This window comes from Hyphomicrobium nitrativorans NL23 (genome assembly GCF_000503895.1).
GTDB classification, from domain to species: Bacteria; Pseudomonadota; Alphaproteobacteria; order Rhizobiales; family Hyphomicrobiaceae; genus Hyphomicrobium_C; species Hyphomicrobium_C nitrativorans.
The window spans coordinates 3,284,952-3,305,163 of the sequence record NC_022997.1 but is presented as its reverse complement, the minus strand read 5'-3'; the positions used below and the strand labels follow the sequence as shown (position 1 = coordinate 3,305,163).

Here is a 20,212-nt window from a genome sequence, read left to right as displayed (position 1 = left end):
AAGATCAACGAGATGGCGCGCCTTGCACGGATCGAATTGCGCCCGTGCTCCGGCATTGAAAGTCCGCGGGTGCCGAAATCAGGGGCGCCACGGGTCGGACGGAGCGGTTCCCTCGGCCTCGTCGCGCCGAAGCCGGCCGATTTCGCGGGCAAGAGCGTAAAGCGCCTCTTTGACACCCGCCCCCGTCACCGCCGACAGCACGAGCGGCGTCTTCCGCGCCACTTTTTTGAGGTCCGCGAAGCGGGCTTCGAGCGTTTCCGCATCGAGAGCGTCGGCCTTCGAGAGCGCCACAATCTCCTTCTTCGTCTCCAGCCCGCCGCCGTAGGCCTTGAGTTCGCGCCGGACCGTGCGGTAGACGCCCGCCACGTCCTCCTCAGTCGCGTCCACGAGATGGAGGAGCACCTTCGTCCGCTCAAGATGGCCGAGGAACCGCGTGCCGAGCCCTGCGCCCTCGTGCGCGCCTTCGATGAGGCCGGGAATGTCGGCCAGCACGAAATCGCTGTCGCCCGCGCGCACGACGCCGAGCCCCGGATTGAGCGTCGTGAACGGGTACGCCCCGATCTTCGGCTTCGCGCCGGAAACGGCGGCAAGGAATGTCGATTTGCCCGCATTGGGCAAGCCGACGAGGCCGGCGTCTGCGATCAGCTTGAGCCTGAGCCAGATCGTGAGTTCGTCGCCCGGAAGCCCGGGGTTGGCGTGGCGCGGCGCCTGGTTCGTGGGGCTTTTGAAGTGGGCGTTGCCGAAGCCGCCGTTGCCGCCCTTGGCAGCGAGGTAGCGCTCGCCGGGCTCGGTCAGCTCCGCGAGCACCGTCTCCTGGTCCTCGGCCAGCACCACCGTCCCCGGCGGCACCTTGACGATACAGTCGGAGCCGTTCGCACCCGCCCGGTTCCGGCCCATGCCGTTGATCCCGCGCTGGGCCTTGAAGTGCTGCTGATAGCGGTAGTCGATCAGCGTGTTGAGATTGGCGACGCATTCGACCACGACGTTGCCGCCGCGTCCGCCGTCTCCGCCGTCCGGGCCGCCGAACTCGATAAACTTCTCGCGCCGGAAGGACAGCCCGCCGTCGCCGCCGTCACCGGCCTTGATGTAAATTTTCGCAAGGTCGAGAAATTTCATGACCGGCGTCTCCAGAGCACGCCCATCAAGGGGCGCTTAAGCTCATACCATTGGGTTTCCACCTCGGCTTGGCGGGCGTCGCACCAAACGGGGCTCGTCTCTTCGAGGGGCGTGAAACCCAGCTTGCGGATAACGCGCGCCGATCCGGGGTTGTCGACGAAATGTGCGCACGTAAGCTGCGCGTATCCGCCCTTGCCGAAGCAGTAGCGGACGAGCGCGCGCGCGGCTTCCGTCGCATAGCCGTTTCCCCACCAGGGCTTGCCGATCCAGTAGCCGATTTCGGCGGTCCCATCGGGTTGGGGCATGTAGCCCACCGCGCCGATCAGTTCACCGCCCAGCGTGATGACGCGCACGTCCTCGCCGGGCTCCAGGCTATCCATCCATTGCTCGGCGAGCGCTTCCGAATAGGGATAGGGGATGCGCGCCGTCATGCGCGCCACGTCCCAGTCGCCTGCGTAAAGCGCCATCTCGCGCGCATCGCCTGGCACAAGCGCACGCAGCACCAGCCGACGCGTCTTGATCGGCTTGGGTGTGGAGGTGCGCGACTTTGAAGTCCAGAGCATGCCGACCGAGCTTAGAAAGAAGAAAGGGGGGATGCTACCCATCCCCCCTTATCAAATAGGTACCGCCAAGCCGATGATCGCATCATCGGTCTGATCCAAGAGACTTACTCAGCCGCCTCGGCCTTCTCGGCGCGCACCGAGATGTAAACGCGGCCGTTAGCCTTGGTGCGGAATTCGACCTTGCCCTCTTCGACGGCGTAGATCGTGTGGTCCGTGCCGATTCCGACGCCCGTGCCGGGGTGCCACTGCGTCCCGCGCTGGCGGGCGAGGATGTTGCCGGGGATGACGTGTTCGCCGCCGTAGCGCTTGATGCCAAGGCGCTTGGAGTGCGAGTCGCGGCCGTTCTTGGTCGAGCCGCCAGCTTTCTTTTGTGCCATGAGGAGTGTCCTTCTATTTGGAGCAGCGGGCCGTCCTTGAACAGCGGGGGCGCGCTCCGGTCAATCTCAGCCTGTGATGCCGGTGATGCGGATCTGCGTCAGGTCCTGACGGTGACCGCGCTTGCGGCGCGAATTCTTACGGCGGCGCTTCTTGAACGCGATGATGTGGGGGCCGCGCGTCTGCTTGACGAGTTCGGCCGTCACGACCGCGCCGTCGATGAGCGGCGCGCCGAACTTGAAGGTGTCGCCGTTGCCGACGAGGAGCACTTCCTTGAATTCGATCTTGCCCCCGGCGTCTCCGGGAAGGCGCTCGATGTTCAGAACGTCGTCTTTGGCGACGCGGTACTGCTTGCCGCCCGTCTTGATGACAGCGTACATGTGTTTGCCTCTTTCCGCGCTTCTAAGCGCACTAGGGTCTCTGCCGCGCCCTGTGGCGGTGCAAATTCATGCACACTTTCAAAGGGTTGCTAAAATATGCAACCGGAGCCTCGGGCAGCGCTCTCGTCGCGGCGGGCACAATGCCAACCACGCCCGCCGGGTTATGATGGAAAGCCCGTTGAAAGTCAATCTGTTGGCCGCTGGGTGCCCGCAAGCGGCAGTCGCCGGGTTGACGCGGCCCAAATCCGGTCTACGTCTACCTAAGGGATGTCTTAGGGTTTGCAATCGTGGCCGAGGCGGTCGACCAAGCACGAGGCGAGGGCAATGGAGCAGCCTCGGGAAGCCCGCCGCGACCGCCCACCGCGCTCGTTCCCGAACGCTTGGAGCCGATCCCGGTTATCGAAACCGGCCCGTCGTTCGCCATGGAGACGCTTCTGGCCGAGGAGAGGCGCGCCCACGAACTGCTCGAACTGGCCACCAGTCCGGTGCCGTCGGCGGCGTTGCGCCAGCTCGATAAAGTCTCCCGGCGCTGGCTCGCCAAATGGGAAAACGAGCATCTGGCCGAGATCGACGCCATCGCCGCCCGCCTCGAACGTCCTGGCGCCTATTTTCTCTCCGTCAATTATGAGTGGGCCTGCACCTGCCGGGTTGCCCCTGCGCCGGACGGGCGCAGCGCTCGCCTAGTGCGCGTGCTGGACTGGCGTCCGCCTGGCCTCGGCCGCCACTTGCTGGCGGCGCGCGTGGCGGGACGTCACGGCCGCTTCGTGACGCTCACCTGGCCGGGCTACACCGGCGTGCTGACGGCCGTGGCCCCCGGCCGCTTCTCGGCAGCCCTCAATCAGGCGCCGATGCGCAAGGCCCTGGGCTTTTATGCGCTCGATTGGGCCGTGAGCCGCAGGCGGGTCTGGACGATGCCGCACCCTACGCCTGCGCATCTCTTGCGCTCCGTCTTCGAGAACGCGGCCGATTTTGCCGACGCTAAAGAGCAACTCACCAAATCGCCGATCTCGACACCCGCCATCTTCTCGCTCGCAGGCGTCAAGGCGGGCCAGACCGCCGTCATCGAACGGACCGAAACGGAAGCCCGCGTCCACCTCGGCGCGCACGTTGCGGCGAACCACTGGGAGGCGCCGGGATGGCGTGGCCGCGCGCGGGGCCAGCAAAGCGCCGAGCGCGCCGCCATGATGCATGGCATTCTGCCCGACCTTGCTCCCGATTTTTCCTGGCTCGCACCGCCTATCCTGAATGCGCGCACGCGTGTCGCGATGGTGGCCGACGCCGCCGAGGGACGCCTCGTTGCCCAAGGCTTCGAAGGCATGCAGCCGGCCACGTTGCCGCTCGATCTCGCGGATTGATCGAAGTCAGTTCTGTGCGAGACATTTCACGCGCGCAGAATGGGTGTAGAGTGTCGCCCGTATACGGACCGTAAGACAGGAGGGCCGCCGTGGACGACCTCTTCGAGCACCAGATGCAGAGCGAGCGGGATAAGGCGATCAATGCCTTCTACACGCATTTCACGAGCTATCTCGCCATCATGGCGGCGCTTGCGATCGTGGCCCTCGTCAGCGGCGACACGGAATGGATTCCCTGGGTCGTGCTAGGTTGGGGCGCGGTGATTGGTCTGCACGCCTACGAGGTGTTCGTGCGCCGCCCGAAGCGCGACCACGAGGCGCGCGAGAAGCGCTTGCTGGCGGAAGAGGCGGCGGCAGAGCGCGCCGCGTCGGACGAGAAGACCGGAACATCGGGCTGACGTGCGGGTGCCGAGTGGCCGCATCCCCTCCCCCTGTCATCCCGGCCAAGTGAAGCGTCATGCCGGCGGCATGCTTCCAGCATGACGAAACGCAGAGCCGGGATCCAGGAGAAGCTCCTACCGCAATATATCGCGTCTTCGACTGGCTTGCGCTGGGTCCCGGGCCGGTGCTCGCGCACCGCCCGGGATGACAGCTCGGGCCAAGCGAGGCGCCTGTAGCCTATAGCATGTTCATTTTAAACGAACTCGACGCTGTCCCTCCCCCCTTGTGGGGGAGGTTAGGAGGGGGGATTGCAGACCGTTTGCTGTCGGGCTTCCCCCCACCCCTAACCCCTCCCCACAAGGGGGAGGGGAACTGGCGCGATTCCATCTAACCTGAGCGTGTTCTAGAACAGACCTTCGATCTGCCCTTCTTCGTTGAGGCGGATCGTATCGGCGGCCGGCACGCGCGGCAGGCCCGGCATGGTCATGATCTCGCCCGTGATCACGACCACGAACTCGGCGCCTGCCGAAAGGCGCAGTTCGCGGATCGGCACGATGTGCCCTTCGGGCGCGCCGCGCTTCGTCGGATCGGTCGAGAACGAATACTGCGTCTTCGCCATGCAGACCGGCAGGTGCCCGAAGCCCATTTCTTCGAGCTCCTTGAAGCGCTTTTCGATCGTGCCGTCGCAGGAGATGTCGGCCGCGCGGTAGATCTCGGTGGCGATCGTGCGCACCTTGTCGCGCAGCGGCATGGAATCCGGATAAAGCGGCTTGAACGCAGCCTTTCCGGAGTTCGCAACCTCGACGACGTGTGCGGCGAGCGCTTCCGTGCCCTTGCCGCCGTCGGCCCAGTGCGTGCACAGGAACGCGCGCGTGCCCATCTCCTCGGCCGCCTTCATCACTTCCTGGATCTCGGCGTCCGTATCGGTGATGAAGCGGTTGATCGCGACCACCGCCGGCACGCCGAACTTGCCCACGTTCTCGATGTGCCGCTTGAGGTTCGCGCAGCCCTTGGCCACGGCATCCGCATTCTCGGTCTTGAGATCGTCCTTCGCCACGCCGCCGTGCATCTTGAGCGCGCGCACGGTCGCGACGATCACACAGGCATCGGGCGAAAGGCCCGCCTTGCGGCACTTGATGTCGAAGAACTTCTCGGCGCCGAGGTCCGCCCCGAAGCCCGCTTCCGTCACCACGTAGTCCGCAACCTTGAGCGCGCTCTTCGTCGCGAGCACCGAGTTGCAGCCATGCGCGATGTTCGCGAACGGGCCGCCGTGAAGGAAGGCCGGATTGTTTTCAAGCGTCTGCACCATGTTCGGCATCAGCGCGTCCTTGAGCAGCACGGTCATCGCGCCGTCCGCGTTGAGGTCGCGGGCCCGGATCGGCGCCTTGTCGCGCGTGTAGGCGACGATGATGTTGCCGAGGCGGTTCTGCAGATCCTTGAGGTCGGAGGCGAGGCAAAGAATCGCCATCACTTCCGAAGCGACCGTAATGTCGAAGCCGTCCTGGCGCGGATAGCCGTTCGAGACGCCGCCGAGCGAGTTCAGGATCGAGCGCAGCGCGCGGTCGTTCATGTCGAGCACGCGGCGCCATTCGACGCGGCGGCTGTCGATGCCGAGCTTGTTGCCCCAGTAGATGTGATTGTCGATCAGCGCCGACAGCAGGTTATGCGCGCTGGTGATGGCGTGGAAGTCGCCGGTGAAGTGGAGGTTGATGTCCTCCATCGGCACGACCTGTGCGTAACCGCCACCGGCCGCGCCGCCCTTCATGCCGAAGCTCGGCCCGAGCGAAGGCTCGCGCAGAGCGCACATCGCCTTCTGGCCGATGCGGTTAAGGCCGTCGGTGAGGCCGACGGTCGTCGTCGTCTTGCCTTCGCCGGCTGGCGTCGGGCTGATGGCCGTCACCAGGATCAGCTTGCCGTTAGGCCGCGTATTGAGCGCGTTGATGAAATCGAACGATAGCTTGGCCTTCGTGGTGCCGTAGGGGATGATTGCATCCGCCGGAATTCCCAGCTTGGCCGCCACCTCCGAGATCGGTTTCGACTTGGCTTCACGTGCGATCTCGATGTCAGATTTCACCGTCACAGGGCTCCCTCCGCTTTGGACGTTTCTCTGATCCACGGCCGATTTTGTTGTTCCTCGACCGAAGCTGGCGGGATATTGGCGTTTTGCGCGCGCTTCGCCAAGCGGGTCGCATAAAAATGGACACGATGACGCGATGCGATATGAGATTTCGCAGGTGCCGCAAATCGCGGAATACCGCTTCGCAAACGTTCGCAACAAGGTGAACGGCAGCAACGGCGGCGCCTGACCCACGTCAACCGTCGGGTCTCGCCAAAGAAGCAAAGCCTTCCATCATCGTCGGAGACCGGAGCGCAATGGAGAAGACGCCGCAATTGGCCGATATCGAGGATCTTCTGACGATCCGCGACTGGCTGCGATATGCCACAAGCCGTTTCACGGAGGCGGGGCTCGTGTTTGGGCACGGCACGGAAACGGCGCTGGACGAGGCAGCCTTCCTGATTCTCACAGCACTTCACCTCCCGATCGATCAGCTTGAGCCGTGGCTGGAGGCCCGCCTCACGATCTCGGAACGCCGCCGGCTTTGGGAAATCGTGACCGCCCGCATCGAGACCCGCAAACCCGCGCCCTATCTGGTGGGTGCGGCGTGGATTCGCGGCCATCGGTTCGCCGTGGACGAGCGCGTGATCGTGCCGCGATCCTACATCGGCGAGTTGTTGGACGGCGGCCTCTCGGCCGTGGTGGCCGATCCCGACGGGGTGGAGCGGGTGCTTGACCTCTGCACCGGATCCGGATGCTTGGCGGTTCTCATGGCCCTGACGTTCCCGGATGCATCGGTGGACGCCGCCGACATATCGGCGGGTGCGCTTGAGGTCGCCGCGAAAAACGTCTCCGATTACGGCCTGGAAGACCGCGTCACGCTCCACCGCTCCGACCTGTTTCAAGGGCTTCAGGGCGCGACCTACGATCTGATCGTCTCGAACCCGCCCTACGTGACGGCGGCAGCCGTGGCGGCCTTCCCGCCGGAATATGCGGCCGAGCCGGAGCTTGCCCACTTCGGCGGTGCGGACGGCCTCGATCTCGTGCGCCGTATCCTGAGGGACGCCCCGGCTCATCTGGCGCCGGGCGGCGTTTTGATCGTCGAGGTCGGGATGGCGCGCGATCTCCTTGAAACCGAATACCCCGATCTGCCGTTTCTTTGGCTGGACACGGAGCAAAGCGACGGCGAAGTGTTTGCGCTGTCCGCCGAGGCTCTCACCGCCCGCTGACGAAACCCGGAGAACGGAATGCCAGGCCCCCCGAGATATAGCGTTACCCAACGCCGTGAGCTCATGTATCGCGTTGCACGCAATCCGGAATTTTCCTGTTGCTGCATCAGGCTTTCGCGGGAGGACCGCTTCCGGGCAAAGCGGGTGTTTCGCATCTCGCGGGGTGCCGTCCGCTCGTGGGAGCGGGAGCGGAAAGATCGGGAAGAAGCGCAGCCGAGCGCTCTGCCGAGACCGTAGGGGCCCATAGAGCTTGACTCGGGCAGCCCCGCCCGCCACGCAGAGGCGACCTTGAACCGGGAAGGGCGGACTGACATGCGCGCTTTTCTACTGGCTGCGGCTATGCTCGCGTGCGGTGTGTGGCAGGGTGCATCTGCGCGCGCCGCGGAGCAGCCCATCGTCATCAAGTTCAGCCACGTCGCAGCCCCTCAGGCGCATAAGAGCGTCGCGGCCGAGCATTTCAAAAAGCTCGCCGAGGCGTACACGAATGGCCGCGTCCGGATCGAGCTTTATCCGAATTCCCAGCTCTACAAGGACCGCGAGGAACTGGAAGCGCTTCAACTCGGCGCCGTGCACATGCTGGCGCCCTCGGTCTCGAAGTTCGGACCGATGGGTGTGCGCGCATTCGAGGTGTTCGACCTGCCTTACATCTTCCAGGATTACGAAGCGCTCGCTGCCGTGACGGAAGGCGAGATTGGGCGCGAACTCTTGGACAAGCTCGAAGACAAGGGGCTCATTGGCCTCGCCTACTGGAACAACGGCTTCAAGATCCTCTCGGCCAACGCGCCGCTCCACACGCCCGACGACGTTCTCGGCTACAAGATGCGCATTCAGTCCTCGAAGGTGATCGAGGCGCAGATGTGGGCGCTGGGCGCGTTGCCCCAGTCCATGGCGTTCTCCGAAGCTTATCACGCGCTCTCGACGGGCGTCGTGGACGGGACCGAGAACACGCCCGCGAACATGTTCAATCAGAAGATGTTTGAGGTCCAGCGCCACGCGACGCTCACCGATCACGGCTATCTCGGATACGCCGTGATCTCGAACGTGCAGTTCTGGAAAGGCCTGCCGGCCGACATTCGCGAGGCCTTGGAGCGCGCGATTTCAGATACGACGCCGGTGGCCAACGCGCTCGCTCGGAAAGAGAACGACGAGGCGATGGAGACGATGGAAAATTCCGGCCGCGTGACGTTTTACACGCCGACCGCCGAAGAGCGCGCGGCGTGGATTTCAGCTCTCACGCCCGTCCATGAGGAGATGGCGCACCGTGTCGGCCGCGATCTGATCGAGCGGATCTACACCGCAACGGGGCGCGCCGCCCAGCATTGAAGGCTGGCTACACCACCCAGGGAATGAAGCGTTTCGTGCGCGCCGCATAGGCTTGATAGGACGCGCCGAGGCGCGCCGCGAGCTGGCGCTCTTCTCCAAGTGCCGCGCCGACATACGTCGCAAGCATCACCGCGAAAATCGCGATCGCGACCCAGTGACCGCCCATCAGCGGTACCCAGGCCAGCCAGTAGATGAGATAGCTCGTGTAGAGCGGATTGCGCACGTAGGCATAGGGCCCGGCGTCGACGAGCGTTCCCGGCGTATGATCGCTGAATGCGCGCCCGAGCAGGCGGCTGGGGGCAGACTTCTGCGCAGACCAGAACACGGCGGCCGCGAGCAGCCCGAGCGCAAGCGCAAGCAACGTTGCATTCTGCGCGACGGGCTCCGTGAGCCGCCGCCAGACCATGAAATTGACGATCGTGCCCGCAGGCGTCATGGCCGTGACGAAGAGCGTCCCGCGAGAGGGCGGGGTGTTGCGTTCGAAATGGCTGAAAGACGCCATCGAAAACCAGACGACGGTTCCGAGCAGCACGAGCACCGCCACGATTTCGAGCATTGGAGAGCATCCGTGCGTTGTTTCAGTGAACAGAGAATAGCACGATGCCTTGGCGTGCGAATGTCGGCAAGCGGACGCCTCGAACCCGGACGGGATTATGCCTAAGGTGAGGGCGGCCAAGGGAGCGCGATGACCCCGAGACGGGAACCGGAAAGCATAAAGCCGTTGTCGTCGCCTTTCGGCCGGTCCCATCTTCATTCTCCCTCAGGATATCGGCCCCCGGCGCGGGCCGCACCCAAAACTTCGATGACGCGGAACGCGCGCCGTGCGATAGCGGGTGGAAAGAAACAAAGGCAGATTGCCCGAGATAAGAAGGGGGGACATTGGAGGAGCGGCGGAACAGATTTCTGCGCGTCCTCGACAGGTTCGAGGAGACCATCGTCTCGGTGCTCCTGGCTGGCGCGACGTTCGTCATCTTCGTCGCGGTGACGCAGCGCTATGGCCTGTCCGGCATTGCCTCCGTCTATCGGTGGTCGCGCGCCGAAGACATTCCTTGGCTCACCGAGGCCACCCGCAGCCTCTTCTTCGCCATCGCCTATGTGCGGATGACCTGGGCGCAGGAGCTGTGCATCTTCATGGTGGTGTGGATGGCGAAGTTCGGTGCCGCCTATGGCGTGCGCACCGGCATCCACGTGGGCGTCGACATCCTCGTCAATCGCCTTGTCGGAACGCCCCGGCGCGTCCTGGTCATTGCCGGGATGGCGGCCGGCGCGTTTTTCACGGCGATTGCCGGAACGCTGGGCGCTCACCTCGTGTGGCACATCGCAGGCACCGGCCAGATCTCGCCGGATCTCGAAGTGCCGATGTGGATCGTGTACCTCGCGCTCCCGCTCGGCTCTTTCCTCATGTGCTACCGCTTTCTCGAAGTGGCCTGGCAATTCTGGCGGACCGGGGAGCTGCCGCATCACGATCCGGGTCTGGTCGAAGGCGTTGAGCCTGTCGCCGGTCCAGGAGGCGCGCGATGACCGGCCTCGTCATCCTTTTCCTCCTCGTAATCCTGCTTCTTGTCGGGATGCCGGTCTCGATCGCGCTCGGCCTCACCGTGCTCACGTTCCTGTTCGCGATGACGAACGTGCCGCTCGACGCCATTGCGCTCAAGCTCTTCACCGGCATCGAGAAGTTCGAGCTGATGTGCATCCCGTTCTTCGTGCTGGCGGGCATGTTCATGACGCACGGCGGCGTCGCCAAGCGCATGATCCGTTTCGCGACCGCCATGACAGGCCACTGGCCGGGCGGGCTTGCGCTTGCCTCCGTCGTGGCGTGCGCGATCTTCGCCGCGGTCTCGGGATCTTCGCCCGCGACGGTTGTGGCGATTGGCGCGATCATGATCCCGGCCATGGTGGCGCAAGGCTTGCCGAAGCCGTTCGCGGCCGGCGTCGTGGCCTCCGGCGGTGTCCTCGGCATCCTCATTCCCCCGTCGATCGTGATGGTGCTCTATTCCGTCGCGACCTCCGGCATGATCGCGGAGGGTCCGGACGGCGAGCGCGTGCACGGCGCCTCCGTCGGCGATCTCTTCATGGCGGGCGTCGTTCCCGGCATCATGCTGGCGGCGCTGCTTGCACTCACGACGGTGTGGATCGCGTGGCGGCGCGACTATCCGCGCGGCGAGCGCCAGCCTTGGAGCGAGCGCCTCAGCTCCTTCGTCGATTGCTTTTGGGGCTTGGCGCTGATCGTCATCGTGATGGGCGGTATCTACGGCGGCGTGTTCACGCCGACGGAAGCCGCGGCCGTCAGCGCGGTCTATGCCTTCTTCGTCGCGGTTTACGTCTACAAGGACTTGACGCTGAAAGAGGTGCCTCGCGTTCTGCTGGCCTCCGCCAGCATGAGCGCCATGCTGCTCTACATCATCACCAACGCGGTGCTGTTTACGTTCCTCTTGACGCACGAGCAGATCCCGCAGGCCATCGCCGCATGGATCATCGAGCAGGGCTTCGGCCGCATCGAGTTTTTGCTGGTCGTGAACATCATCCTGATGATCGCGGGCTGCGTGATGGAGCCGGCATCCGTCATGCTGATCCTCGCGCCGATCCTGTTTCCGGTGGCGATGGCGCTGGGTGTGGATCCCGTGCACTTCGGCATCATCCTGGTCGTCAACATGGAGATCGGGATGCTGACGCCGCCCGTCGGGCTCAATCTCTATGTCGCGAGCGGCATTTCGCGGCTGGGATTGATGACGCTCTCGCGCGCCGTTCTGCCGTGGCTCGGCACCATGGTCGCGTTCCTGATGCTGGTCACCTACTGGCCCGACCTCTCGCTCGGCTTTCCGCGCTGGCTCGGGATGATGCCATAAGCCGTTTCACCAAAAGGAAAGGGCCGGCGCGCATGGCACCGGCCCTTGGCAACGCCCCCTGATAAACGCGCCTTAACCGAACGCGCCCCAGTGATGCGAGATGCCCGTGCCGATCTCGCGGACCAGCTCGTAGGCTTGCTCCATGGGATCGAGAATCTCGGTCTCGATACGCCCGTAATCGTCGATGCCCTTCGGCAGGTATGTCGCCTGCTCGGCGAAGGCATCGTCGTCGCGCGTGTCGTCGACGCGACGCGGGAACGCCTGGCGCACGACCTGGAGCACGGCGGGAATTTCGAGCCCGAGCGCCTTGTTCACGATCTCCTCGTGCGTCACCTCGTTGGTGGGCGTAAAGCGCGGGAGCTGCGCGGTGAGGATGAAGATGCGCATGATCAGCGTCGCGCGGATCGCCTGCAGGAGATCGAGTTCAAGGCGGTGATCGTCGGGGATCTTCCCGCCTTCGAGCCCGATCTCTTCGAGAATGCTGTGCAGCTCGATGGCGTCGAGACGGAGAAAATGCGCAAGTCCGATGATCTGACCGGCCCGATCGTCTTCGAGCAGGTGCTCGGCGAGGAACTTGAACGCGCCGTCGAGATGCGTCTCGCGCCCCCACGAGGCACGCTGTGCCCAGAACCCGGGATCGAAGATGACCGCGTTGGCGCCGACGCCATAGAGGCTCGAAAGCTGCTTCGCGCGTGCAATCATCTCGATCAGCGAGCGCAGCCGCTGCGATTGCTTCGCAAGCTCGATGAACCGCTCGCGTTCGCTGCCGACGCCTGCGCCAAGCCCCGCCACGACGTTCGCGACATATCCGAACTGCTGCAGGATCGCGTTGTTCGGAATAGCCCGCATGCGCGCAGGGTCGCCGCGGTCGGAATGGTGATCGCCCTGTCGTTTGACGGGCCGGGAGCCCGTCTTGAACAGCAGGTTCGCGCCGAATGCACCGAGAAGAGCGCGGTATCCGGGATGCGCGAAGAGCTGCTGTTGGTAGTCGCGCAGCCGGAGCTGGAAGTCGAGCGCCAGATTGGTGTCGGTATAGAACGGGTCCTCGCCCGCGCCAGGATCCTTGCCGCTCATCACGATGGTGGCGAGCGCCCGCTTCGCGAAGGACGTGTTCGCGAAATAGAGATAGCCGTCGCCGCCCTGGAAGCTCGTCTCGTGTTTCACCGGCAGTCCGGCACGGAAGAAGCGCCACCGGGATTCGCCGGGCAACACGTAACGCAGGCGCCGCCGGAGATTGCCCGGATGGGCGCCGCGCCCCATGCTTTCGCCGTGCGTGGAAAAAATCAGCGTCTCCACGTCCTTGAGGCCGGACCTGCGCACGACCTCGGCGAGCCCGTGATGCAGCCGCTCGTGCGCGAGCCCGGCGGCGATCTGGCCGATAAATCGGCCGGCATCCGAATAGCCCGTCTGCACCGCAATGCGTCCGCGCTTCGTCACGTGGTCGCGATACGCCTGCACGGTGAGCAGGCGCTCGACGAGGCGCTGCCCCGTTTCGAGTGCGGCCGGCGTCTCGAACAGCGGCGAGATGTCGACGATGTCGGACACGCCGAACAGCTTGGCGAAGTAAAGCGCGATCAGGATCGTGTGCGGGCTTTCGCATTCCGCGATCAGGTAGCGGATCGGCGTGTCGCAATCGACATGCTTCATGATCTGCGCAACGAGCGCAAACTGGCGGATGGCCGTCGCGTTTTCGAGATCCAGCGTCTCGAAGTTGACCGTCTCCGGCGTCACGTTGTCGATCATCTCGACGATCCGCGCCTGCGCCTGCCGCTCGGTCAGATCGCGCGTCCAGCTCTCGTGCACGAAGGCGCGGAACGCGTTGTTGATCTGCACGGCGTTGACGCGCACATGAATGTGGCTCATGCCGAGCCCGGTGGCGCGCAGGAGCCCCGCCACCGAAAGCACCGCGACCTTCGCTTTCACATCGCTGGTGGTTTCGACAACCTGGTCGAACAGCGCGAGCAACGGCTCGACACTCGTGAGATTGTGCTGGTCGGACTGCGAAATGACGTTGGCGGCATCGGCCAGGGTCTTGCCTTCGGGGCCGACCGCTTCGAGCGCCTTGATGTGCGATTCGACTGCCGCGATCGCGAGATCGAGCTTGCCGGTGACCTGGCGCTGAAGCCGCACCATCTCCGGCTCGTCGCCGAGAGCCTCCTTGAGCGCGAGGAACCGCTCGCGGATGTCCGCAAGCGCATCGGCCTTTTCCCTGAGCCTGACGGTGAACGAGAACGCCCAGTTAATGTCGGTTCGTCCATCGAGGTCGTAACCCACCCACGACGCGAACGTCGCGAGCTGTGGCTTCAGCTTGAATGCCCGCTCGCCATACGCAGCGTGCGCCGTGGTGAAAAAGTCGCCCAGCACGTCCGTATAAGCGTCGCGCAGATTGCGGATCGCGCTCTGTACGCGGCCGCGCTCGTAATCGAGCGTAAGATTGGGATCGGGACGGTGCGGGATGCCGAGCGGCTTGCCGTCGCAAGAGCCGGAGACGGCAATTTCCGCGATCCGGTTCGACAGTTCCTCCGAGAGGCCGAAAGTGGGATGCGCCGTGAACACGATGCCGTTTCGCGCACGCCCGAAGCGCTTCTGAAACGCCTCGAAGCCCGCATCGCTCGTATCCTTCGCGTGGTTTGCGATGAAGCCCGAGAATTCCTCGTCGGTCTCCTCGTCGCTTTCGAGGCCGATCTGCTCCTTGAGCACGAGCGCGCGGTGCACGCAGGCGCTGTCCATGAGGCGCGTTGCAAGATCCTTCAGATCGTCGAAGCTGATGTCGCCGGCTTCGAGCTGCCGCGACAGCCTGAAGGCCAGATGCGCGATCGGGTTTAGTGCAGGCCGATCGGGGATCTGTGCCCGTAGCTCTTTCAGTTCGCTGCGAAGGGCCTGTTCGTCCAGTGTAGCGCTGCCCGCGGACCGCGTCTTCGACATCGTAATCTCCTCAACCGCCCCGGATCTCGCGGGGCCCGCATCCTGTGAGAGTCCCAAGCCAGGGAAGCGAGGGGCCCGGCGGCGGTGGTTCTCGCCGCCGGGCCGTCGAAGCCGGCCCTTCCATCGGGTAGAGGGCCGGCTCGGACTTTAGGCTGCCTGTTTGGCAGCGAGCACTTTCTGCACGGTCACACCCATCTCGGACGGCGTCGGCGCAATCGCGACGCCGCATTCCTTCAGGATCTCGACCTTTTCCGCCGCCGCTTCGCCGAAAGCCGACACGATGGCCCCGGCGTGCCCCATGCGGCGGCCCTTCGGCGCCGAGAGACCGGCGATGTAGGCCACGACGGGCTTCTTGAAATGGTCGCGGATATAGTAGCCGGCTTCGGCTTCCTGCGGTCCGCCGATTTCGCCGATCATCATCACGGCGTCCGTATCGGGATCCTCGGCGAAGTGTTCGAGAACGTCCTTGAACGATGAGCCGTTGATGGGATCGCCGCCGATGCCGACCGATGTCGAGACGCCGATGCCGAGCTCCTTGAGCTGGGAGGCGGCCTCATAGCCGAGGGTCCCGGAGCGGCCCACGATGCCGACGCGGCCGGGCATGTAGATGTGGCCGGGCATGATGCCGAGCATCGCCTTGCCGGGCGAGATGGTGCCCGCGCAGTTCGGCCCGGTGAGAACCATGCGGTTCTCTTTCTTGTAGCGGCGCATATAGCGCTTCACCCGGATCATATCCTGCGTCGGAATACCGTCCGTGATGCAAACGCAGTATTTAATGCCGGCGTCCGCCGCTTCCATGATCGCATCCGCCGCGAACGGCGGCGGCACGAACACGATGGAAGCTTCCGCCTTGGTTTCGTCCACCGCGCCCTTGACGGTGTTGAACACCGGGCGGCCGAGGTGGGAGGAGCCGCCCTTGCCGGGCGTCACGCCGCCGACCACGTTGGTGCCGTAGTCGATCATTTCCTGAGCGTGGAAGGTGCCAATGCGCCCCGTGAAGCCCTGGACGAGGATCGGCGTGTTCTCGTTGATGAAGATGGCCATTCTCGATTCCTCCTGACGCGCTTACGCGGCGTTCTTGGCTGCTGAGACGGCCTTCTGGGCCGCGTCGGCGAGCGTTTCGGCGCTGATCATGGTGAGGCCGCTCTGATCGATGATCTTGCGGCCTTCCTCCACGTTGGTGCCTGCAAGGCGCACGACGATCGGAACCTTGATTTCGAGTTCCTTGATCGCATCGACGACGCCTTTGGCCACCCAGTCGCAGCGATTGATGCCCGCGAACACGTTGACGAGGATCGCCTTCACGTTCTTGTCGCGCAGGACGGCCTTGAACGACTTGGTGACGCGCTCGGGAGAGGCGCCGCCGCCGATGTCGAGGAAGTTCGCCGGCTCTCCGCCCGCGAGTTTGATCATGTCGAGGGTCGCCATGGCGAGGCCCGCGCCGTTCACGATGCACCCGATATCGCCGTCGAGGCCGACGTACGAGAGACCGCGGTCGTTCGCATAGGTTTCGCGCGCGTCTTCCTGGCTCTTGTCGCGCAGCTCCGCGATCTGCGGGCGGCGGAACAGGGCGTTCTCGTCGAAGCTCATCTTCGCATCGAGCGCGATCACGCCCTTCTGCTTGGTGATGACGAGCGGGTTGATTTCGAGCATGTTCGCGTCGAGATCACGGAACGCGCGGTAGCAGCCGAGGATCACGCGCTCCATCTTGCCGACGATGTCAGGATCGACGCCTAGGCCGAATGCGACCTCGCGGGCCTGGAAGCCCTGCATGCCCACGGCCGGATCGACGACCACCTTGATGATCGTGTCGGGCTGGCTGTGCGAGATCTCTTCGATGTCCATGCCCCCCGCCGCCGACGAGACGACGACGATGCGCTCGGCCGCGCGATCCATCACGAAGGAGAGATAGATCTCCTTGTCGATGTCGGTCGCTTCCTCGATGTAGAGACGCGAAACGAGTTTTCCGGCCGGGCCGGTCTGGATCGTGACCAGCTTCTTGCCGAGCAGACCTTGGGCGGCCTGCTCGATCTCGTGCTCGTTGGAACAGACTTTGATGCCGCCGGCCTTGCCGCGGGCACCCGAGTGGATCTGTGCTTTGACCACCCACTTCGGCCCACCGATTTCGTGGGCACGGTAGACGGCCTGCTCAGGGCTGTAAGCGAGCCCGCCACGCGGGACGGGCACGCCGAACTTCGAGAGAAGTTCTTTCGCCTGATACTCGTGAATGTCCATCCTCGATCTCCTTGGGGGGAACCGTTTCCGAGATCATGATCGCTTCGGACCCTGCCAGTCCGAAGCGATCACGTTCTAATGCCGTCTTGTTGTTACGCTTTCGCGCGGGCGGCTTCGGCGGCCTTGATCGCGTCTGCGGTCGCGAGCATGTGGCGAGCCATCTTCTCCGATGCGGCGTCGATCATCTTGCCGTCGAGCGAAGCGGCGCCCTTGCCCTGAGCTTCGGCTTCCTTGAGAGCGACGAGGATGCGTTCCGCGCGGTCGATTTCCTTTGCGGTCGGCGAGTAGATCTCGTTGGCGAGCTCGATCTGCGAGGGATGGATGGCCCACTTGCCTTCCATGCCGAGCGCGGCGCCGCGGCGGCAGGCATCCTTGAAGCCTTCCGGATCGTCGATGCCGCCGAACGGGCCGTCGATCGGCCTGAGGCCGAATGCGCGGCAGGCAACCGTCATGCGCGACAGCGGGAAGTGCCACTGGTCGCCCGGATAGTCGGGGTTGAGGCCGCCGATGACGACGGTGCGGGCCTTGTTGAAGGCGGAGTAGTCGGCGACGCCGAAGTGCATCGACTCGAGGCGGCTGTTGGCCGAAGCGATGGCTTCGACGTTCGCCATGCCGAGCGGGGTCTCGATCAGGGCTTCCATGCCGATCTGGTGCGGCAGGCCCTTCGCGACTTCGATCTGGCTCACGAAGCTTTCGATGGCGTAGACGTCGGCAGGAACGCCGACCTTCGGAACCAGGATGGTGTCGAGCTTCGCACCGGCCTGCTCGACGATGTCGACGACGTCGCGATAGCAATAGTGCGTGTCGAGACCGTTGATGCGCACGGAGACGCTCTTGCCTGCGGCCTTCCAATCGAGGTCGTTAAGGGCCTGGATGATGTTCTTGCGCGCCTGCTCCTTCTCGGGCGGAGCAACGGCGTCCTCGCAATCGAGGAACACGTAGTCGGCGGCGCTCTTGTGAGCGCGCTCGATCATCGACGGGTTCGAGCCCGGAACGGCAAGGTACGACCTCTGAAGACGGTTCTTGCGGTTGGGATAGAGAGTGTAGCTCATAGGACGTTTCCTTGTGCTTACGAAGTTTCTTGAAGAGTTCTGGCAGTCCCGCAGTCAGGGGGGCGCGGAACGCACCGGGATCCGGGCATGAGAAGGGCGGCGCTCTTTCGAGCGCCGCCCGAAAAATCAGGCCTTCTTGTCGGCAGGCTTGACGGGGTTGTTCACGAAGTACTCGGCGGCAGCACCCGTGCCCGAGCCGAGCTTGACGGGAACACCGCAATCCTTGAGCGCCATCTCGACGGAGAACAGCACGCCGCCGATCATGTACTCGTCGAGCGCACCGAGGTGGCCGATGCGGAACACCTTGCCGGCAACCTTGTTGAGGCCGACGCCGAGTGACGTGTTGTAACGGTAGTAAGCCGTCTTCACGACATTCGCGCTGTCGATGCCCTCAGGCACGAGGATCGCGGACACCGTGTCGGAGTGCCACTTCGGTTCCTTTGCGCAAAGCTTGAGGCCCCACGCATCGACGGCAGCGCGTACGCCGCTGGCGAGGCGCGTATGGCGGGCGAACACGTTGTCGATCCCCTCGGCGAACAGCAGGTCGAGCGAGGTGCGCAGGCCGCGAATGAGCTGCGTGGCCGGCGTGTAGGGGAAGAAGCCCTGATCGTTGGTCTTGATCATGTCTTCCCAGGAGAAGAAGCAACGGTTCATGCGGCCGTTGAGGCTCTTGTTGGCGTCGAGCGCCTTCTGGGAGACGGCGAGAATGCCGAGGCCCGTCGGAAGCATGAAGCCCTTCTGCGAGCCGGAGACGCAGCAGTCGACGCCCCACTCGCCCATGCGCATGTCGAGCGAGCCGACGCCGGACACGCTGTCGACGAACAGCATCGCCGGATGCTTGGCGGCATCGAGTGCCTTGCGCACGCCCGCGATGTCGGAGGAAACGCCGGTCGCCGTTTCGTTATGCGTGGCGAACACGGCCTTGATCTCGTGCGCCGTGTCCTTTGCGAGGATGTCGGCATACTTTTCGAGCGGCACGCCCGTGCCCCACTCTTCGTCGCAGAGAACGACGTTGAGGCCGAGGCGCTCGGCCATGTCGACCCAGAGCAGCGAGAACTGACCGAAGCGGCTCATCAGAACCTTGTCGCCGACGGCGAGCGTGTTCTCGATCGCCGATTCCCAGGCGCCCGTGCCCGACGACGGGAAAATGAAGACGCGTCCGTCCTTCATCTTGAAGGCCTTCTTCAGGTCTTCGAAGATCGGAAGCGTGAACTTCGGAAATTCGGGGCTGCGCATGTCTTCCATGGGCAGGTTCATAGCCATGCGGACGGCGTCAGGAACGTTGGTCGGGCCTGGGATGAAAAGGTGTGGCGTCACCATTGCGGTCATTAGGCGTCTCCTCCAGTGTCGAGCTTCGCGTTTTTTGGCCCCAACATTAGCGTCTCGACCGCGAAGCGTCAGCCGAAACTACGGTGCTCATCGCAAAAGGGTTCTGACCTCGATTGCGTGAGCCTCGTACTCATGTCCGTCGTGGAAGGCGCTCAACACTTATCAGTGTCGAGAGTGTGCACAAGACCCGTAAGGGCGACGGCGGAAAATCCGTTGGGTAGGCTTATGGGCGGTGAGAGCTCGGCTGGGAATTCCCCAGTTGGGTAGTTTCCGCCTACCCACCCTGCGGCCTTACGTCTGACGACGTTCAACGCTCGTCGCGCTGGTGTTCGTTGGCCATGTAAAGCGCAACCGCCATCGCGCGGTTGTTGACGTCGAGTTTGTCGTAGAGATTCTTGAGATGATACTTAACGGTATTGCGGGAAATACCGATGCGGGCCGCAATTTGAAGGTTTGTCCAGCCGGCCGCAAGTGCTGTCAGCAATTCGCGCTCGCGCACGGTGAGCACATCGAGCGGATCGTGCCGCGCCGCTTCGATATCGACATACGGAAACGACACGCGCCCGTGCGAGACGGTCGAAATGATTTCGAGCAGCACCTCGGGTTCGTCGCTCTTCGACATGAAGCCCCACGCGCCCGCTTTGATGGTGCGCCGCAACACCGACTGACCCGGCTCGCCGGTGTAGACGATGGTGCGCGTTGCGATGCCTCGGCGCTTGAGTTCGCCCAGCACATCGCCTCCGGTCATGTCGGGCAAGGCCCAGCCGATGATGGCGATGTCGGCGGGCTCCGCCTCGACGGCGTCGAGAAACGCGCCGCCGGTCGCAACGGCAACCTTGACCTCGAAGCGGCCGTCGCGAGAAATCACGTCGATAAGCCCCGTGCGGACCACGGGGTTTTTATCGGCGATGGCGATGGTGGCGCGGGTCGAATTCGGCATGATGACCGCATTGTACCTGCGCCGGTCGGCCTCGGACCAGCGTGAAAGGAGCGCATGGCGAATGTGACGCCGCGCGAAAGGGCCGCGATCCCGCGCCGCGCAGCCGATGT

18 protein-coding genes are annotated in these 20,212 nt (G+C 64.2%); 6 read left to right on the top strand and 12 right to left on the bottom strand.

Features of this window, described 5'->3' with window-relative positions; translation table 11 throughout:
• Positions 1 to 78: 78 nt before the first annotated feature.
• The 4 genes from obgE to rplU all read right to left on the bottom strand — a co-directional run bounded on the left by obgE (position 79) and on the right by rplU (position 2,434).
• Entirely contained in the window at positions 79 to 1,116 is a 1,038-nt protein-coding gene (gene obgE, locus W911_RS15455) for a GTPase ObgE (protein WP_023788478.1), read from the bottom strand.
• On the bottom strand, positions 1,113 to 1,679 hold the full coding sequence (locus W911_RS15450) for a GNAT family N-acetyltransferase (protein WP_244438543.1): 567 nt from the start codon (positions 1,677 to 1,679) through the stop codon (positions 1,113 to 1,115). The genes obgE and W911_RS15450 overlap by 4 nt, the downstream gene beginning before the upstream one ends.
• Before the next feature lie 104 nt (positions 1,680 to 1,783).
• Positions 1,784 to 2,056: a 50S ribosomal protein L27 gene (gene rpmA / locus W911_RS15445; protein ID WP_023788476.1), complete on the bottom strand. Its 273-nt coding sequence runs from the start codon at positions 2,054 to 2,056 to the stop codon at positions 1,784 to 1,786.
• A gap of 66 nt (positions 2,057 to 2,122) precedes the next feature.
• On the bottom strand, positions 2,123 to 2,434 hold the full coding sequence (gene rplU, locus W911_RS15440) for a 50S ribosomal protein L21 (protein ID WP_023788475.1): 312 nt from the start codon (positions 2,432 to 2,434) through the stop codon (positions 2,123 to 2,125).
• Between the two features lie 287 nt (positions 2,435 to 2,721).
• Here rplU and W911_RS15435 point away from each other — a divergent pair, with 287 nt between their 5' ends.
• Both W911_RS15435 and W911_RS15430 read left to right on the top strand, forming a co-directional pair.
• The gene (locus tag W911_RS15435) at positions 2,722 to 3,789 is read left to right on the top strand and encodes a hypothetical protein (protein WP_023788474.1); all 1,068 of its coding nucleotides are present in this window, start codon (positions 2,722 to 2,724) and stop codon (positions 3,787 to 3,789) included.
• Positions 3,790 to 3,878: 89 nt separating this feature from the next.
• Entirely contained in the window at positions 3,879 to 4,184 is a 306-nt protein-coding gene (locus W911_RS15430; protein WP_023788473.1) for a 2TM domain-containing protein, read from the top strand.
• A 386-nt stretch (positions 4,185 to 4,570) separates the two neighbouring features.
• On the opposite strand, the gene W911_RS15425 is transcribed toward W911_RS15430, so the two are convergent.
• A complete protein-coding gene (locus tag W911_RS15425) occupies positions 4,571 to 6,247 on the bottom strand; it encodes a formate--tetrahydrofolate ligase (RefSeq protein WP_023788472.1) in 1,677 nt (558 codons plus the stop codon).
• A gap of 293 nt (positions 6,248 to 6,540) precedes the next feature.
• On the opposite strand from W911_RS15425, the gene prmB reads away from it, so the two are divergent.
• On the top strand, positions 6,541 to 7,452 hold the full coding sequence (prmB, locus tag W911_RS15420) for a 50S ribosomal protein L3 N(5)-glutamine methyltransferase (RefSeq protein ID WP_023788470.1): 912 nt from the start codon (positions 6,541 to 6,543) through the stop codon (positions 7,450 to 7,452).
• Between the two features lie 312 nt (positions 7,453 to 7,764).
• Positions 7,765 to 8,775 carry a TRAP transporter substrate-binding protein gene (locus tag W911_RS15415; RefSeq protein WP_023788469.1) on the top strand — a complete coding sequence of 337 codons (1,011 nt, stop codon included), beginning with the start codon at positions 7,765 to 7,767 and terminating at the stop codon, positions 8,773 to 8,775.
• A 7-nt stretch (positions 8,776 to 8,782) separates the two neighbouring features.
• Here the strand turns inward: W911_RS15415 and W911_RS15410 are convergent, their stop codons facing one another.
• Positions 8,783 to 9,331 (bottom strand): methyltransferase family protein, encoded by a 549-nt coding sequence (locus W911_RS15410; RefSeq protein WP_023788468.1) that lies wholly within the window; start codon positions 9,329 to 9,331, stop codon positions 8,783 to 8,785.
• 323 nt (positions 9,332 to 9,654) lie between these two features.
• On the opposite strand from W911_RS15410, the gene W911_RS15405 reads away from it, so the two are divergent.
• Together W911_RS15405 and W911_RS15400 are read left to right on the top strand one after the other, a co-directional pair.
• Entirely contained in the window at positions 9,655 to 10,296 is a 642-nt protein-coding gene (locus W911_RS15405; protein WP_023788467.1) for a TRAP transporter small permease, read from the top strand.
• On the top strand, positions 10,293 to 11,621 hold the full coding sequence (locus W911_RS15400) for a TRAP transporter large permease (protein WP_023788466.1): 1,329 nt from the start codon (positions 10,293 to 10,295) through the stop codon (positions 11,619 to 11,621). The genes W911_RS15405 and W911_RS15400 overlap by 4 nt, the downstream gene beginning before the upstream one ends.
• A 72-nt stretch (positions 11,622 to 11,693) precedes the next feature.
• Here W911_RS15400 and W911_RS15395 read toward each other — a convergent pair whose 3' ends face one another.
• The 6 genes from W911_RS15395 to W911_RS15370 all read right to left on the bottom strand — a co-directional run bounded on the left by W911_RS15395 (position 11,694) and on the right by W911_RS15370 (position 20,102).
• Positions 11,694 to 14,546, bottom strand: a complete 2,853-nt coding sequence (locus tag W911_RS15395; protein ID WP_023788465.1) for a phosphoenolpyruvate carboxylase — start codon at positions 14,544 to 14,546, stop codon at positions 11,694 to 11,696.
• A gap of 147 nt (positions 14,547 to 14,693) precedes the next feature.
• Positions 14,694 to 15,590, bottom strand: a complete 897-nt coding sequence (gene sucD, locus W911_RS15390) for a succinate--CoA ligase subunit alpha (RefSeq protein WP_023788464.1) — start codon at positions 15,588 to 15,590, stop codon at positions 14,694 to 14,696.
• A gap of 21 nt (positions 15,591 to 15,611) precedes the next feature.
• Positions 15,612 to 16,781, bottom strand: a complete 1,170-nt coding sequence (locus tag W911_RS15385) for a malate--CoA ligase subunit beta (RefSeq protein WP_023788463.1) — start codon at positions 16,779 to 16,781, stop codon at positions 15,612 to 15,614.
• A gap of 92 nt (positions 16,782 to 16,873) precedes the next feature.
• A complete protein-coding gene (locus tag W911_RS15380) occupies positions 16,874 to 17,833 on the bottom strand; it encodes an HpcH/HpaI aldolase/citrate lyase family protein (RefSeq protein ID WP_023788462.1) in 960 nt (319 codons plus the stop codon).
• Positions 17,834 to 17,959: 126 nt separating this feature from the next.
• Entirely contained in the window at positions 17,960 to 19,153 is a 1,194-nt protein-coding gene (locus W911_RS15375) for an aminotransferase class V-fold PLP-dependent enzyme (protein WP_041319044.1), read from the bottom strand.
• Between the two features lie 316 nt (positions 19,154 to 19,469).
• Positions 19,470 to 20,102 (bottom strand): response regulator transcription factor, encoded by a 633-nt coding sequence (locus tag W911_RS15370; protein WP_023788460.1) that lies wholly within the window; start codon positions 20,100 to 20,102, stop codon positions 19,470 to 19,472.
• Positions 20,103 to 20,212: the final 110 nt, after the last annotated feature.

Bases quoted from the DNA above. Each gene is read 5' to 3' on its own strand.
- obgE (WP_023788478.1), bottom strand. From the start codon at position 1,116: ATGAAATTTCTCGACCTTGCGAAAATTTACATCAAGGCCGGTGACGGC.
- W911_RS15450 (WP_244438543.1), bottom strand. From the start codon at position 1,679: ATGCTCTGGACTTCAAAGTCGCGCACCTCCACACCCAAGCCGATCAAG.
- rpmA (WP_023788476.1), bottom strand. From the start codon at position 2,056: ATGGCACAAAAGAAAGCTGGCGGCTCGACCAAGAACGGCCGCGACTCG.
- rplU (WP_023788475.1), bottom strand. From the start codon at position 2,434: ATGTACGCTGTCATCAAGACGGGCGGCAAGCAGTACCGCGTCGCCAAA.
- prmB (WP_023788470.1), top strand. From the start codon at position 6,541: ATGGAGAAGACGCCGCAATTGGCCGATATCGAGGATCTTCTGACGATC.
- W911_RS15415 (WP_023788469.1), top strand. From the start codon at position 7,765: ATGCGCGCTTTTCTACTGGCTGCGGCTATGCTCGCGTGCGGTGTGTGG.
- W911_RS15410 (WP_023788468.1), bottom strand. From the start codon at position 9,331: ATGCTCGAAATCGTGGCGGTGCTCGTGCTGCTCGGAACCGTCGTCTGG.
- W911_RS15400 (WP_023788466.1), top strand. From the start codon at position 10,293: ATGACCGGCCTCGTCATCCTTTTCCTCCTCGTAATCCTGCTTCTTGTC.
- W911_RS15395 (WP_023788465.1), bottom strand. From the start codon at position 14,546: ATGTCGAAGACGCGGTCCGCGGGCAGCGCTACACTGGACGAACAGGCC.
- sucD (WP_023788464.1), bottom strand. From the start codon at position 15,590: ATGGCCATCTTCATCAACGAGAACACGCCGATCCTCGTCCAGGGCTTC.
- W911_RS15385 (WP_023788463.1), bottom strand. From the start codon at position 16,781: ATGGACATTCACGAGTATCAGGCGAAAGAACTTCTCTCGAAGTTCGGC.
- W911_RS15380 (WP_023788462.1), bottom strand. From the start codon at position 17,833: ATGAGCTACACTCTCTATCCCAACCGCAAGAACCGTCTTCAGAGGTCG.
- W911_RS15375 (WP_041319044.1), bottom strand. From the start codon at position 19,153: ATGGTGACGCCACACCTTTTCATCCCAGGCCCGACCAACGTTCCTGAC.
- W911_RS15370 (WP_023788460.1), bottom strand. From the start codon at position 20,102: ATGCCGAATTCGACCCGCGCCACCATCGCCATCGCCGATAAAAACCCC.